Origin of the sequence: Actinoplanes teichomyceticus ATCC 31121 (assembly GCF_003711105.1) — a bacterium.
GTDB classification, from domain to species: domain Bacteria; phylum Actinomycetota; class Actinomycetes; order Mycobacteriales; family Micromonosporaceae; genus Actinoplanes; species Actinoplanes teichomyceticus.
Genome location: NZ_CP023865.1, coordinates 487606 through 502422 on the forward strand (window position 1 = coordinate 487606; position 14817 = coordinate 502422).

At 72.8% G+C, this 14817-nt stretch carries 14 protein-coding genes; 9 read left to right on the forward strand and 5 right to left on the reverse strand.

The features are described from left to right. Nucleotides 1-13: 13 nt before the first annotated feature. The gene (locus ACTEI_RS02205; RefSeq protein ID WP_164465814.1) at nucleotides 14-1597 is read left to right on the forward strand and encodes a methyl-accepting chemotaxis protein; all 1584 of its coding nucleotides are present in this window, start codon (nucleotides 14-16) and stop codon (nucleotides 1595-1597) included. 259 nt (nucleotides 1598-1856) lie between these two features. After that, nucleotides 1857-2744: an NAD-dependent epimerase/dehydratase family protein gene (locus ACTEI_RS02210; protein ID WP_122976104.1), complete on the forward strand. Its 888-nt coding sequence runs from the start codon at nucleotides 1857-1859 to the stop codon at nucleotides 2742-2744. 9 nt (nucleotides 2745-2753) lie between these two features. Here the strand turns inward: ACTEI_RS02210 and ACTEI_RS02215 are convergent, their stop codons facing one another. Next, the gene (locus ACTEI_RS02215) at nucleotides 2754-4193 is read right to left on the reverse strand and encodes an MFS transporter (protein ID WP_239082712.1); all 1440 of its coding nucleotides are present in this window, start codon (nucleotides 4191-4193) and stop codon (nucleotides 2754-2756) included. 389 nt (nucleotides 4194-4582) lie between these two features. Further along, a complete protein-coding gene (locus tag ACTEI_RS02220) occupies nucleotides 4583-6235 on the reverse strand; it encodes a rhamnogalacturonan lyase B N-terminal domain-containing protein (protein ID WP_122976106.1) in 1653 nt (550 codons plus the stop codon). Nucleotides 6236-6322: 87 nt separating this feature from the next. Here ACTEI_RS02220 and ACTEI_RS02225 point away from each other — a divergent pair, with 87 nt between their 5' ends. From ACTEI_RS02225 to ACTEI_RS02245, 5 genes are all read left to right on the forward strand, one after another. Next, nucleotides 6323-6967: a cysteine hydrolase family protein gene (locus ACTEI_RS02225; protein ID WP_122976107.1), complete on the forward strand. Its 645-nt coding sequence runs from the start codon at nucleotides 6323-6325 to the stop codon at nucleotides 6965-6967. 98 nt (nucleotides 6968-7065) lie between these two features. After that, entirely contained in the window at nucleotides 7066-7473 is a 408-nt protein-coding gene (locus tag ACTEI_RS02230; protein WP_122976108.1) for a TOBE domain-containing protein, read from the forward strand. Then, nucleotides 7470-8222: a molybdate ABC transporter substrate-binding protein gene (gene modA / locus ACTEI_RS02235; RefSeq protein ID WP_122976109.1), complete on the forward strand. Its 753-nt coding sequence runs from the start codon at nucleotides 7470-7472 to the stop codon at nucleotides 8220-8222. The genes ACTEI_RS02230 and modA overlap by 4 nt, the downstream gene beginning before the upstream one ends. Further along, on the forward strand, nucleotides 8219-9022 hold the full coding sequence (locus ACTEI_RS02240) for an ABC transporter permease (RefSeq protein ID WP_122976110.1): 804 nt from the start codon (nucleotides 8219-8221) through the stop codon (nucleotides 9020-9022). Before modA ends, ACTEI_RS02240 begins: the two co-directional genes overlap by 4 nt. Beyond that, the gene (locus tag ACTEI_RS02245) at nucleotides 9019-10062 is read left to right on the forward strand and encodes an ABC transporter ATP-binding protein (RefSeq protein ID WP_122976111.1); all 1044 of its coding nucleotides are present in this window, start codon (nucleotides 9019-9021) and stop codon (nucleotides 10060-10062) included. Before ACTEI_RS02240 ends, ACTEI_RS02245 begins: the two co-directional genes overlap by 4 nt. A gap of 25 nt (nucleotides 10063-10087) precedes the next feature. On the opposite strand, the gene ACTEI_RS02250 is transcribed toward ACTEI_RS02245, so the two are convergent. The 3 genes from ACTEI_RS02250 to ACTEI_RS02260 all read right to left on the reverse strand — a co-directional run bounded on the left by ACTEI_RS02250 (nucleotide 10088) and on the right by ACTEI_RS02260 (nucleotide 13071). Next, the gene (locus ACTEI_RS02250; RefSeq protein ID WP_122981874.1) at nucleotides 10088-10735 is read right to left on the reverse strand and encodes a biliverdin-producing heme oxygenase; all 648 of its coding nucleotides are present in this window, start codon (nucleotides 10733-10735) and stop codon (nucleotides 10088-10090) included. 496 nt (nucleotides 10736-11231) lie between these two features. Continuing rightward, the gene (locus tag ACTEI_RS02255) at nucleotides 11232-12017 is read right to left on the reverse strand and encodes a S1 family peptidase (RefSeq protein ID WP_122976112.1); all 786 of its coding nucleotides are present in this window, start codon (nucleotides 12015-12017) and stop codon (nucleotides 11232-11234) included. A 121-nt stretch (nucleotides 12018-12138) separates the two neighbouring features. Beyond that, on the reverse strand, nucleotides 12139-13071 hold the full coding sequence (locus ACTEI_RS02260) for an N-acetylglucosamine kinase (protein WP_239082711.1): 933 nt from the start codon (nucleotides 13069-13071) through the stop codon (nucleotides 12139-12141). Nucleotides 13072-13149: 78 nt separating this feature from the next. On the opposite strand from ACTEI_RS02260, the gene ACTEI_RS02265 reads away from it, so the two are divergent. Both ACTEI_RS02265 and ACTEI_RS02270 read left to right on the forward strand, forming a co-directional pair. Then, complete coding sequence (locus ACTEI_RS02265; protein ID WP_122981875.1) at nucleotides 13150-14082, forward strand: MurR/RpiR family transcriptional regulator; 933 nt, start codon at nucleotides 13150-13152, stop codon at nucleotides 14080-14082. Further along, entirely contained in the window at nucleotides 14063-14815 is a 753-nt protein-coding gene (locus ACTEI_RS02270; RefSeq protein WP_122976114.1) for a sugar isomerase domain-containing protein, read from the forward strand. The genes ACTEI_RS02265 and ACTEI_RS02270 overlap by 20 nt, the downstream gene beginning before the upstream one ends. Nucleotides 14816-14817: the final 2 nt, after the last annotated feature.

Consider the following 14817-nt stretch of genomic DNA (forward strand, 5'->3'; position numbering starts at 1 on the left):
GAGAGGGATGGACATGGCCGGAAACCGTGGGCTGGGGCAGTGGTGCCGGGACCGCAGGGTCTCCACCAAGGTGCTCGCGGTCGCCGGAGTGGCGATCGCCGGAACCGTGGTGACCGGTGTGCTCAGCGTGACCGGCATCGGCGACATGACCGACACCCGCAACGGTGAGGTCAGCCGGATGCTGCCGTACGCCACGAGCCTGAACGACGCCGCGCTGTCGCTCAAGGCCGCCGCCAACGACGAGCGCGGCTTCCTGCTCACCGGCGACACCGAATTCTCCGGCGAGGCGCTCGGCCGCCAGGAGAAGGTGAACGCCTCGCTGGACGCCGCCCGCGCCCTGGCGGGCCCGATGACCGAGCAGGTCGACGGGATCCAGGCGGCCGCCGACGAGTGGTTCACGGCGGTCGAGGACGAGTTCGCCCTCTACGCGACCAAGCCGAAGGCGGCCACCGAGCTGGCCCTGGGCGCGAACCGGGACCTGCGCAAGACGTACGAGGGCCTGCTCTCCGCCGAGATCGACGCGGCCAACCAGCGGGTGCTCGACGGCAAGGCGTTCGACGACACCGCCAACCGCACGCGCACCCTGGTGCTGGCGGCCCTGGCCCTGGCGCTGCTGCTCGGGGTGAGCTGCGCGCTGTTCGTGGCCCGGCTGATCATCGTGCCGCTGCGCCGGGTCAGCGGGGTGCTGGACCAGGTGGCCGCGGGCGACCTCACCGGCGACCCCGGCGTGCACCAGCGCGACGAGCTCGGCCACATGGCCGACTCGCTGCGGGCCGCGACCGCCTCGCTGCGGCAGACCGTGGCCGACCTGACCGCGCACTCCGAATCGCTGTCGGTCGAGGCCGGCGCGCTCGCCGAGACCAGCCGGCTGAGCGCCGGCAGCGCCGAGCAGGGAGCCCGGCAGGCCGCGACGGTCGCCGACTCGGCGGCCACCATGTCGCTGAACATCCAGACCGTGGCGGCCGGCTCCGAGGAGATGGGCGCGTCGATCCGGGAGATCAGCGAGAGCGCCACCCAGGCCGTCCAGGTCGCGAACCGGGCGGTCGAGGTCACCGCGAACACCAGCGCGGTGATGGCCAAGCTGGGCGAATCGTCGGCGGAGATCGGCAACGTGATCAAGGTGATCACCGCGATCGCCGAGCAGACCAACCTGCTGGCGCTGAACGCCACCATCGAGTCGGCCCGGGCCGGCGAGATGGGCAAGGGTTTCGCGGTGGTGGCCAGCGAGGTCAAGGAGCTGTCCCAGGAGACCGCCCGGGCCACCGAGGACATCGGCCAGCGGGTCGCCGCGATCCAGGCGGACACCCAGGGGGCGGTCGCCGCGATCGAGGAGATCAGCGAGATCATCGGCCGGATCAACGAGTTCCAGACCACCATCGCCTCGGCGGTCGAGGAGCAGACCGTGACCACCAATGAGATGAGCCGCAACGTCGGCGAGGCGGCCGAGGCCGGCGTCCGGGTCGCCGACACGATCACCGATGTGGCGTCGTCGGTGCAGCAGACCACGGTCGGGGTGGCCGAGGCCGACCGGGCCGCGACGCACCTCGCCGGGATGTCCGCCGACCTGCGCCGGATCGTCGAGCGCTTCAAGGTCTGAAGCGGAGCGGCTCACGCCGAGCGGGGCCGAACTCACGGTCAGTGACGGCGGGGGCCGGCTGGGGGCATTCGTCCGCCCCGTGGCCAGGTGTGACGATCGTCCACCGGTCGTCGCGTGTGCCGCGTCTTCTTCCTGGTAACCCATATTCTCGCCGGTCCGATCCGGCGGCGACGGCCGCACCCGACCCGTTCGGGCGCGGTCGTCGCGCTTGGTAGCCTTGTCGGCGCATTTGCCGCGGCCCGAGAAGTTGGGAACTACGTTGAGTCAAACCCTGCTCGTCACCGGCGGTGCCGGATTCGTCGGTAGTGCCCTGGTCAAGTCGTTGTTGACCGAGTTCCCGGGGGCCGCGGTCATCTCTCTGGACAACTACTTCACCGGCACTCCGGAGAATCACGTCAACGACCCCCGGGTCACCTACCTGGAGGGTTCGACCGCGGAGATCGCCAAGATCTGGGCGGACCGCGGGCTGCCCGCCCCCGAGCTGGTGTTCCACCTGGGGGAGTACTCCCGGATCGTGCAGTCGTTCGAGGACCATGATCTGACCTGGGACTTCAACATGCTGGGCACCAAGGAGGTGGTGAAGTTCGCGGCCGGCAAGGGCGCCAAGCTGATCTACGCCGGGTCCAGCTCGAAGTTCGGCAACGACGGTGAGGACGAGAACCTCAATCCGTACGCCTGGACCAAGGCGAAGAACATCGAGTACATCAAGAACTACGCGAACTGGTACGGCCTGGACTACGCCATCACGTACTTCTACAACGTGTACGGGCCCGGGCAGATCACCGACGGCAAGTACGCCACCGTGATCGGCATCTTCGAGCGGCAGTACCTCACCGGCGAACCGCTGACCGTGGTGTCCCCGGGCACCCAGACCCGCGACTTCACCCACATCGACGACATCGTGCACGGCATCGTGCTGGTGGCCCGCCGCGGGGCCGGCGACGGCTACCTGCTCGGCACGGGCCGGGAGTGGCCACTGCTCGAGGTGGCCAAACTGTTCGGCGCGGAGTACCGGATGATCCCGGCGCTGCCCGGGGAGCGGGTGCGCGGCCAGGCCGACCTGACCCGGGCGGCCGGCCTGGGGTGGCAGCCTCAGAAGCAGCTCGACGAGTACGTCGCCGAGTTCGTGGCCGCCCATCCGCGCTGAGGGACGGCATCATCCGGTGGCTCGGGGACGCGTGGTGACGGCCGACAGCGGCGTCGCCACGTCCTCCAGCGACTTGCCCTCCGCGTCGACGCCCAGGAAGATCTCGACGATCCCGCCGATCGCCATCACCGCGGCGCCGATCAGGTACCCGATGAACAGCTTGCCCGGATCCTCGCCCTCGCCGATCAGCCAGCCGTAGAAGATCGGGCCGATCGCGCCGAAGCACTGCGCGATCGCGAAGAACACCGCGATGGCCTGGGCCCGGATCTCCAGCGGGAAGATCTCGCTCACCGTCAGGTACGCCGAGCTGGCCCCCGCCGAGGCGAAGAAGAAGATGACGCACCACGCGACGGTCTGGGTGATCGCGTTCAGGATCCCGGCGTTGAACATCACCGCGGTGATCGCCAGCAGCACCCCGGACAGCAGGTAGGTGCCCGCGATCATCTTGCGGCGGCCGATCACGTCGAAGAGGTGCCCGATGGTCAGCGGGCCGATCAGGTTGCCGGCCGCGAACGCGATCAGATAGATCGGCGCGTTCTTCTCGTCGACGCCGTAGAACTTCGTCAGCACCAGGGTGTAGGTGAAGAAGATGGCGTTGTAGAGGAACGACTGGGTGATCATCAGGGAGGCGCCCAGGATCGACCGCTGCGGCAGCTGCTTGAACAGCACCCGGATCAGCGACAGGTACCCGTGCGCCTCGGTCGGCCGGATGTCGATCGCCTTGGACTCGTCGACCGGCGTCAGCCGCTGCCCGGAGGACTCCACCGCCCGCTCGATCTGCTGGATGTTCTCTTCCGCCTCGGCCTCGCGGCCGTGCATGATCAGCCAGCGCGGGCTCTCCGGCAGGTGCTTGCGCAGACTCCAGATGCAGGCGCCGATGATCGGGCCGATCAGGAAGCCGAGCCGCCAGCCGAGGTTCAGGTCGATCTGGTTGAGCAGCACGAAGGTGCCGAGCGTGCCGAGGATCGCGCCGCCCCAGTAGGTGCCGTTGACTCCGATGTCGACCCGGCCGCGGTACTTGGCCGGCATCATCTCGTCGATCGCGGAGTTGATCGCGGCGTACTCGCCGCCGATGCCGGCTCCGGCTATGAACCTCGTCAGATACAGGAACGCGATGGCCGCGGCATCGTTGCCCCAGGTCAGCGCGGTCAACGCGTTGCCGGCGAGGTAGACGCCGAGGGTGACGATGAACAGGTTCTTGCGCCCGAGGGCGTCGGACAGGCGGCCGAAGAACAGCGCGCCGAACACCTCGCCGAGCAGGTAGACCGTGGCGATGGCGCCGACCTCGGTGCTGCTGAGCGCGAGGGTCTCCTTCTCGGTCAGCACCGGGCCGATCGCGCTGGCGATGGTGATCTCCAGACCGTCGAGTACCCACGCGGTGCCCAGCGCCAGGATCATGCGGGTGTGGAACGGCGACCAGCTCAACCGGTCGATACGCGCGGGGATCAAGCTCCGGATGGTTCCAGAATCGGAGGCCGGGGCGGGAGATCCGAGGCCGGCAGCCATGGGATGCACCTCCAGTTCACGTGATGTGGCTCACGCATTACCCAACGTGCCGCCTGCCATGCACGGGATTCGATCGGTGTCGCGGTGGTGGCTGCGGGCTCCGACGGGGTGGGTGCACACCCAGGCGTACCTTCGCTTGTCCCCGCATTACCCGGCATCGGCCGTACCCAAGCCGGCCGCCGTGCCCGGCGCCGTGCCGGAGCCGGTCGCCCACGCCGCCGCCCGCCGGTCGGCGGTCACCGCGCCGGGCGGGTCGCGGTGTTTCCGAGCCCGGACACGGGAGAGCGGCGGGGGTCCGGGCGCCCGGCCCGGCCCCCGCCGCGGTGCGCCGCCTACGCCGGGTCGAGGGCCAGGGCGTCGAAGATGAAATTCGGGCTCAGGAACGTGGCGCCGCTGCTGCCGCTGATCGTCGAGATCGACAGGGTGTTGGTCCCGGCCTTCAGCGCGCCGGCCGGCACGGTGAAGGTGTACGTGGTGTTGACGCCACGCCAGGTGCCCCGGGTCACGTTGCGGGAGTCCAGGTCGGCCGGCGCGGGCGACGCCGAGGCCGGTGACGAGTAGCTGCCGATGGTGACCGCCGGGCGGCCACCGGCGAAGCTCGACGTCGTCGCGATGCGCAGCCGCACGCCCGCGGCCGGCACCGAGGAGAGCGTGAAGTTCAGCGCCATCGGGGAGTTCACCGACTTGAACTCGGCCATCGGGAACTTCGCCGCGCCGTTGCTCACGCTGTAGCCGCTCGACCTCCACGCGGACATCCGGCTGTCGGACGGGTGCATGGTCTCGATCTTGTCCGCGTTGAGGAAGCCGGCCGGGGTGCCGTCGAACGTGCCGAGCTGGAAGAGCGTGCCGGCGGCCGGGACGCTGCCGGTCATCGCCAGCGAGGTGGTGGCGCCGGCGGTCACCGTGACGGTCCTGGTGGTGCCGACCGCGAGCTCGCCGGCGTACAGGGTGGCGGTGTACGTGCCCGGCTTGACGTGCCCGATCACGAACCGGCCGGACTTCACCTGACCCCAGTACTGCCCGTTCGGGCCGGCCAGGGCGACCGTCGCGCGCAGCCCGTTCCAGGTCCCGCCCGCGGTGCCGCTCACCCCGCCGCGCCGGGCGTCGGAGAGCAGGCCGGGGAGGTACGCGCTGAGGAAGTCCATGCTGCGCGGGGCCGGCGACTCGCCGTCGGTGAGCGCCAGGGCGTACGGCCCGTGCAGGCCCAGCCGCAGCGCCTCGGTCTGCTGGTGCCCGCTGAACATGTAGTGGGTGATGTTGACCGCGGTCCCGGTGTCGTTGACCTCGATGTCGCGGAAGAACGGGCCACCCGAGGCCATGTCGACGTTGCCCGGGACGATGTACGCCCCGTGGCCGTTCCCGCTCGCCCCGAACGGGGCCTGCGCGATCAGCCGCTGGGAGCTGTAGAACTTCGACGCGGTCTGCCCGTCGGCGAACGCGAACACGTCCGAGCCCTCGACCGTCGACGTGGTGCCGGCGGTCCTCGCGGCCACCGGTGAGCTGGTCAGCAGCGAGCTCTTCAGCCGGGTGATGAACCGGGCCTCACCCGGGTTCAGCGCCTTGGTGATATCGGTGGCCATGTAGATGGTGTTGTCGTTCTTGCGCGCGAAGTAGTACTGCGTCACGCCGATCGACGCGTTGGTGGCGCTGATCAGGATCGAGGCGCCGTTGTTGAACGTCTTGCCGGTGACCGTGGCGGACGACCACCCGGACTCGAACTGCCCGGCCGCCTGCCCGGCCGCGGTCAGCTCGGTGCCGTCGTGCTTGAGCGAGGTCAGGTTGCCGTTCGTGGTGTTCACCGCGAACGTCACGCCGGCGCCGGTGTCGAAGGTGATGCTCGACGCGGCGTTCGCCCACGGCTGGCCGCCGAGCAGGCCGGCGCCGGCCAGCACCGCGACCGTGGCGATGCCGCCGGCCAGCGCCTTGCGGCGGGTGCGCGAGGCCGGAGGGCGGTGGGAGGTGGGGGGCTGGGGATCGGGGGTCATGCGAGGAGGTGGCCGTCCGGGCCGGAAAGGTTGCCCGGCGGCCGGGGATTTTTCCCGTCGGCGCGGCGCGGCGGGCAGACTCGGCTGATGCAGATCGACGAGTGGGTACGTCCGGAGTGGGACCGGTCCGCGCTGCTGCTGATCGACGTGCAGGTGGACTTCGTCGAGGGCGGGGCGAGCCCGATCCAGGGCACCGCCGCCGTGCTCCCGCGGCTCGGTGAGCTGCTGGCCGCCTACCGCGCCGCGCGCCGGCCGATCGTGCACGTGGTCCGGTTGTACGCCGGCGACGACGTGGACCTGGTGCGGCGCGCCATGCTCGCGGCCGGGGCGCCGATGGTCCGGCCGGGGTCGCCGGGGTCCCAGCTCGCCCCCGGGCTGGCGCCGGCGCTCGCGCCACCGCTGGCGTCGCGGATGCTGCTGGCCGGCGGGTTCCAGGAGCTCGGGCCGGACGAGTGGGCGATGTGGAAGCCGCGCTGGAGCGCCTTCCACCGCACCGGGCTGGCGGGCTTCCTGCGGGCGGCCGGGGTGTCCACGGTGGTGGTGGCGGGCTGCAACTACCCCAACTGCCCGCGAGCGACGATCACCGCGGCGAGCGAGCACGACCTGCGCGTCGTCGTGGCCGAGGACGCGATCTCCGGCGTACGCGAATGGCACCTCGCCGAGGCGCGCGGCATCGGCGCCGTCCCGGTCCCGGCCGCTGACATCGTCGCCGCCGTCTCAGGCGCCTCCTAGCGGCCGCACCTGCGAGCCCATCGGCATCACCGGACCGGAATTCCGGAGTGGTCAACGCCATTTCGGCTCGCACGTGCCGAGAGGCTAGGGTGAGCGGTGTGACGGTGTTCCCGATCGGTGAGGCGGCCGAGCTGCTCGGGGTCAGCCCGGACACGGTGCGCCGCTGGGTCGACGCCGGGCGGCTCGCCGCGTCCCGTGACGAGCACGGCCACCGGGTGATCGACGGGGTGGACCTGGCCGGCTTCGTCCGCGCCCAGGCCGCCGAGCCGGACGGGCGCTCGGACTCCTCGTCGGCCCGCAACCGGCTGCGCGGCATCGTCACCGCCGTCGTCAAGGACACCGTGATGGCCCAGGTGGACATCCAGGCCGGGCCGTTCCGGCTGGTGTCGCTGATGAGCCGGGAGGCCGTCGACGAGCTGGACCTGCGGGTCGGCTCGGTCGCGGTGGCGGTCATCAAGTCGACCACGGTCGTGGTGGAACGCGCCACCCTCGGGAGGACCGGGTGAAACTCAGGATCGCCACGCTCGTGCTGACCGTGGCGCTGGCCGGTTGCGGCGGCGACGCCGCCCCGGCGGCCGGCCCGGGAGCGGTGACCGTGTTCGCGGCCGCGTCGCTGACCGAGTCGTTCACCACGCTCGGCCGCCAGTTCGAGGCGGCCCACCGCGGCGCCACGGTGCGGTTCAACTTCGCCGGCAGCGCCGCGCTGGCCACCCAGATCAACCAGGGCGCGCCGGCCGACGTGTTCGCCTCGGCCGCGCCGAAGAACATGGCCGCCGTCACCGAGGCCGGCAACGCGGCCGGGGCACCCACCACGTTCGTCCGCAACCAGCTGGTGATCGCGGTGGCCGAGGGCAACCCGGAACGGATCACCGGGCTGAGCGGGCTGACCGGGCCCGGCCGCAAGGTCGCGCTCTGCGCCGAGCAGGTGCCCTGCGGCGCGGCCGCCCGGACCGCGCTGAACGCCGCCGGGCTCCGGCTCACCCCGGTCACCCTGGAACAGGATGTGAAGGCGGCCCTCGCCAAGGTCAAACTGGGCGAGGTCGACGCGGCCCTGGTCTACCGCACCGACGCGGCCGCGGCCGCCGCCGATGTGGACGCGGTGGAATTCCCCGAGTCGGCGCGGGCGACCAACGACTACCCGATCGTCGTGCTCCGGCACGCCGCGAACCCGGCCGGGGCGCAGGCGTTCGTCGACTACGTGCGCTCCGCCGGCGGCATGCGGGTGCTGACCGGGGCGGGGTTCCAGCGGCCATGACGACGGCGCCGCGGCGCACCGGCCGGGTGCCGATCGCCCTGCTGCTACCCGCGCTCGGCGGGCTGGTCTTCCTCGTCCTGCCGCTGGCCGGGCTGCTCTGGCGTACCCCGTGGGCCACCCTGCCGCAGCGGCTCACCGCGCCGGACGTGGTCGCCGCGCTGAAGCTCTCGCTGCTCACCGCGAGCCTGGCCACCCTGCTCTGCCTGATCCTCGGTGTCCCGCTCGCCTGGCTGCTGGCCCGCGTCGACTTCCCCGGCCGGCGGCTGGCCCGGGCGCTGATCACGGTGCCGCTGGTGCTGCCCCCGGTGGTCGGCGGCATCGCCCTGCTGCTCGCGCTCGGCCGGCGTGGCCTGCTCGGCGGGTGGCTGGACTCGACGTTCGGGGTCAGCCTGCCGTTCACCACCGCCGGCGTGGTGGTCGCCGAGGCGTTCGTGGCTCTGCCCTTCCTGGTCATCTCGGTGGAGGGGGCGCTGCGCGGCGCCGACACCCGGTACGAGGAGGCCGCCGCCACCCTCGGCGCGTCCCGCTGGACCACCTTCACCCACGTGACGTTGCCGCTGGTCGCGCCCGGGATCGCGGCGGGCGGGGTGCTGTGCTGGGCGCGCGCGCTCGGCGAGTTCGGCGCGACGATCACCTTCGCCGGCAACTATCCGGGGATCACCCAGACCATGCCGCTCGCGGTCTACCAGACCATGGAGAGCGGCGACCTGGACGGCGCGGTCGTGCTCAGCCTGATCCTGCTGGCCGTGTCGGTCACCATCCTCGCCGCCCTGCGCGACCGCTGGCTGGCCGGCCCGTGACGGCGCTGCTGGCGGCCCGCCTGGTGGTGCAGCGGGACGGGTTCCGCCTGGACGTCGAGCTGACCGTCGGCGCGGGCGAGACGGTCGCCCTGCTCGGGCCGAACGGCGCGGGCAAGACCACCGCGCTGCGCGCCCTGGCCGGGCTCACCCCGCTCTCCGGCGGCTTCGTCACCCTGGACGGCCGGGACCTGACGAGCACCCCGCCGGAACGCCGCCGGGTCGGCGTGGTGTTCCAGGACTACCTGCTCTTCCCGCACCTCAACGCCCGGGACAACGTGGCGTTCGGGCCACGCCGGCAGGGCGTCGACCGGCGCGGGGCGCACGCGGTCGCCGACCGCTGGCTGGAGCGGGTCGGGCTGGCCGGATACGAGCGGCGCAAACCACGCGACCTCTCCGGCGGGCAGGCGCAGCGGGTCGCGCTGGCCCGGGCGCTCGCCGTCGACCCGCGGCTGCTGCTGCTCGACGAGCCGCTGGCGGCGCTGGACGCGCGCACCCGGCTGGAGACGCGGGCCGAGCTGCGCCGGCACCTGTCCGCGCACCCCGGCGCGACCCTGCTGGTCACCCACGATCCGCTGGACGCGCTGGTGCTGGCCGACCGGCTGGTCGTGATCGAGGACGGGCGGGTGGTCCAGGAGGGCGACGCGGCCACGATCATGGCGCGCCCGCGTACCGACTACGTCGCCCAGCTCGTCGGCCTCAACCTGTTCCGCGGGCGGGGGGACGGCCACGTCGTACACCTGCCCGGGGGGTTCGCCCTGACCGCGACCGACGTCGTGGACGGCGACGCGTTCGTGGCGTTCGCGCCGGCCGCCGTCGCGCTGCACCCGCGGCGACCGGACGGCAGCCCGCGCAACACCTGGCCGGCCGTGCTCACCGACATCCAGCGGCACGGCGACAACCTGCGGGTCCGCCTCGACGGTCCGATCGTGGTGGCGGCCGACATCACGCCGGCCGCGGCGACGTACCTGGACCTGCAGCCCGGCCGGGAGCTGTGGGCGGCGGTCAAGGCCGGCGAGACCCGCGCCTATCCGGCGTCGTGACCGGCGGCGGTGCGGCCCGCTCCGGTCAGGCGGCGGCCAGGTCCTCCGGGTACGCGCGACCCAGCTCCTGGAAGATCGCCGTGTTCAGCGCGAACGCCAGCCGGGCCTCGTCGATCACGGTGTCCAGCTCGCCGTCCGGCAGGTCCAGGGCGTCGAGCCGGGCGCGGTAGGCCGTCCTGTACGCCCGCGGGTCGTCGATCCCGTCGAAGCGGTAGAACGCCGTGCCCGCCTCGCCCAGCCCGTACGTGGCCGCGACGCGGCGGCCGACCACCTGCCCGCCGGACAGGTCGCCCAGATAGCGCACATAGTGATGGGCCACGAAGCGCGCCGGTGAGGTGTGCGCGTGCTCGCGCAGCCGGTCCGCGTAACGGCGGGTCGCGCCGAGCGGCTCGGGGGTCGCCCGGGCCGGGCCGTACAGGTGGGCCAGATCGGACTCCAGGGCGGCGACCCGGGACAGGGCGGGGTCGGCGAAGGCGGCCGCCACCGGGTCGTGCCGCATCGCGCCGGCGGCGGCTTCCAGCTCGCCGTAGATCACCCGGTACTGCGCGGTCAGCGCGGCGAAACCGGCGAGCGGAACGGTGCCGGCCAGCAGGCGGGTGATGAAGCCGCGGGTCTCGGCGTCGCGGTGCTCGGACATGGTGGCCCTGCGCAGGCGGGCGGCGAATCCGGTCATCGGTCGGGCGTCCTTGCGATTGCGGTGCTCGGCGGGAGGCACGACGTCGGTGTCTCATTCGATCATGCGGCGCGACCGGGACGGTGTCCAGCGCCGCGGCGCGGCGACCACCCGGGCGCCGGGCGCGTCCGGCGGGGCGGCGCCGGTGGGAGACGGCGGGTACGGCGGCCGTGCGCGGCGTGCGGGCGCGGCGGTCCCTACGATGGATGCGGGCCGGCCGGGAGTCGTTGCGGAATTCCCGGCCGGTTCTCGATCGATGCGACCGATCCGGGCCGCGCCCCGGGCCACCGCCGGGTTCCGCGTCGTGTGGTGGATGTGACGGATCCGGGCCGGGTGGCGCCGGATCCGCCGCGTTTCCGCGTGGCGGTGGATGCGGCGGTCCGGGCCGGGCCCCGGACCGCCGCCGGGTTCCGCGTCGTGTGGTGGGCGTGACGGATCCGGGCCGGGCGCCCGTGCGGCGCCCGGCCCGGATCGGCAGTTCACGCGGCGCCGGCGGTCACCCGCCCAGGGTGGCCGCGGCCGAGGCGATCGCCGACGCGAAGTAGCTGACCTGCGTGTAGACGCCCGGCTTGTTCGGCCGCGCGCACCCGTCGCCCCAGCTCACGATGCCGACCTGGATCCAGGCGTTGGACGCGTCCCGGCGGAACATCGGGCCGCCCGAGTCGCCCTGGCAGGTGTCCGTGCCGCCGGAGGTGTAGCCGGCGCAGATCTCCTCGGCCGGGATGATCTCGCCGTTGTACATCGAGCTGGAGTTGCAGGTGGCGTCACTGACGAACGGAACGGTCGCCTTGAGCAGGTAACGCTGCTGCGCCCCGCCCTCGGTGGCGGCGCCCCAGCCGGCGATGGTGAAGGTCCCCGAGTCGTACGCGGAGGTGGTCGCGATCGGCAGCGTGGCGATGCCGGTGACCGGGCTGGCGAGCCGGATCAGCGCCCAGTCCTTGCCGCTGCCGTTGTAGCCGGGCGCGCGGTAGACGTAGTTGGACTTCCGGGTGATCTTGCTGGACGAGTTCAGGTCGACCACACCGAGGGTGGCGGTGATCGAGGTGTTCGTGCCGGTCCGGCTGACGCAGTGCGCCGCGGTGAGCACCAGGGTCGGGCTGTACAGGGCGCCGCCGCAGCCCATCGACAGCCGCACCATGAACGGGAACTCGCCCTGCGCCGCCCGGGTGCCGCCGACCACGTTGGCGTCGGCGTGCGCCGCGCCGGGTGCGGCCAGCACACCCATGGTGGCCGCGGTGATCGCGGTGGCCAGCGTCGCCAGCAGGGTTCGCCATCTGCGCATCTTCGGTTCTCCTCGGTCCCAGGGGGATACGCCCGGTGAGGCGTTGAAGAAAGATTCGCATTCACATCTATGAACGTGGATATCCCAATTCGCTCATACCGTCGGCACGGTCCGGCCGGGATCACGGCGCCGGCCGGGATCGGCGCGCCGGGCCGAGCAGCGTCGCGTAGCGGGTGCGGGTGGGCGCGGCCAGCCAGGCCGCGGCGGCGGCCGGGTCGCCCGCCGAGGTGACCGGTACGCCGCGCGCCCGCAACCCGGCCAGCACCCCGTCCCGGACCGGGGTGTCCGAGGTCAGCAGGCTGCCGGCGAGCACCACCGGCCCCGGTGACCGGAGGCTGTCCAGGGTGCGGGTCAGGCGCCGGACGGCGTCGGCCACGATGCGGCCGGCGTCGGGGTCGCCCGTCCGGGCGGCGTCGCACACCACCGGCGCCAGGGCGGCGATGGCGTCCAGTGGCAGGGCCTGTGCCCAGCGCACCAGCTCGTCGCGGGAGCCGATCGCGGCGTGCGCGGCGACCCGGGCGGCCAGCGCGGAGTCGAAGGCGCGGGCGGCGGCGCGCACCGCACGTAGCCCCAGCCACCGCCCGGACCCCTCGTCGCCGAGCAGCCAGCCGAGGCCGTCGGCGGTCCTCGTGACGGTGTGGCCGTCGACCCGGGCGGCGATCGCGCCGGTGCCGGCGATCAGCACCGCGCCGGACGGCTCCGGGGTGCCGGCCGCGAAGGCCGTGACCGCGTCGCCGAGCACGGTCATCGGGCAGGTCAGCCCGATCCCGGACCACATGCGGCGGAACCGGTCGCGCACGGCGGGGTCGTCCAGGGCGCTGGCGCCGGCCAGGCCGAGGACGGCCGAGCGTACGCCGCCGGGCGGGCGGTGACCCAGCGCCTGCCGGATGGCCGCGCCGATCCGGCCGGTCGCGGCCGTCCCGGCCGAGAGGGGATTGCCCGGTCCGGCCCGCCCGCGGCCGACGACCGTCCCGTCCGCGGCGAGCACGGCGCGGGTCCGGGTCCCGCCGGCGTCGACGCCCAGCACCAGCTCCATGCCGATCAATCGAAGCATGGATATTGATTGTTGACTAGAGTTCACAGTGGTCGTAATTTTCATCAGCAACAGACATCGATGAAAAGGATGACCGAAGTGACCGGAGCGAGCGGCGGACTGCTGGGACGGCTGCGGATGGAGGGACCGGGTATGCCCGAGGCCCTCGCCCGGATCGCCGAGACGATCCTGGCCGACCCGGAGACCTCGGCGCACGCCAGCATCGTCGACCTGGCCGAGCGGTCCGGCACCTCGACCGCGACGGTCACCCGGTTCAGCCGCACCCTCGGGTTCAAGGGCTACGCCAGCCTCCGGGTCGCGATCGCCACCGAGACCGGCCGCGCCGAGCAGGCCCGCTGGGAGACCGACATCAGCGGGGACATCGCCCCCGACGACCCGCTCACCGACGTGCTCGGCGTGGTCACCGCCGCCGACACCCGGGCCATCCAGAGCACCGCCGCCGGTCTGGACGTGGCCGCCGTCGAACGGGTCGCCGCCGCGATCGCCGGCGCCGGCCGGGTGGAGATCTTCGGGCTGGGCAGCAGCGGCACCTCGGCCCGGGAGATGGCGTTCCGGCTGGAACGGATCCGGGTGCCGGTGTGGCACCGGGCCGACCCGCACACCGCGCTCACCAACGCGGCCCTGCTGCTGCCCGGTGACGTGGCGATCGGCCTGTCGCACTCCGGGCGTACCCGCGAGGTGATCGAGACCCTGGCCGAGGCGGCCGACCACGGCGCGCTCACCGTCGCGGTGACCAGTTTCAGCCGATCCCCGCTGGCCGAGGTGGCCGACGTCGTCTTCACCACCTCGGTGCAGGAGACCACGTTCCGGCTGGCCGCGCTCTCCGCGCTGCACTCCCAGCTGCTGGTGCTCGACCTGATCTACGTCGCGGTCGCCCAGCGCACCTACGAGCGGACCGCCGACGCGCTGGAGCTCACCGTGCGCGCGGTCGACGCCCACCGACTGCCCGAGAAGATCCCGACCCGCAGACGCGGCGCGCGAAAGGACAACCGTGAGCGTCACCAGCAGTGACTACCTGCGACACATCCGGGCCGCCGTCGACCGGGTCGGCGCCGGTCAGACCGCCGAGAAGCACCACGCCGCCGCACTGCTGACCACCGCCGTCCGCAGCGGCGGCGTGATCCAGGCGTTCGGCTGCGGCCACTCCGAGGCGCTGGCCATGGAGATCGCCGGCCGGGCCGGGGGCCTGGTCCCGACCAACCGGATCGCGCTGCGCGACATCGTCCTCTACGGCGGCGACCCGATCGAGACGCTGGCCGACCCGGCCGTGGAGCGCGACCCGGCGGTCGCCCACCGGCTCTACCAGCTCGCCCCGGTGAAACCGGACGACGCGTTCGTGATCGCCTCGAACTCCGGGATCAACGGCGCGGTCGTCGAGATGGCGCTGCTGGTCAAGGAGCGCGGGCACCCGCTGATCGCGATCACCTCGGCGCAGCACTCGGCCGGGGTCGCCGCCCGCCACCCGAGCGGGCGCAAGCTCGGCGAGATCGCCGACGTGGTGCTGGACAACGGCGCGCCGTACGGCGACGCCACCCTCGCCCTGCCCGGCGGCGGCGCGGTCGGCGCGGTCTCCTCGATCACCGGGGCGCTGCTGGCCCAGCAGATCGTCACCGAGGTGGTCGCCAACCTGCTCGCGGCGGGCGTCACCCCGCCCGTCTACCTGTCGGACAACGTGCCCGGCGGCAAGGCGCACAACGCGGAACTAGAAGCGCGGTACGCCGGGCGCATCCGGCGTACCGCATAGGA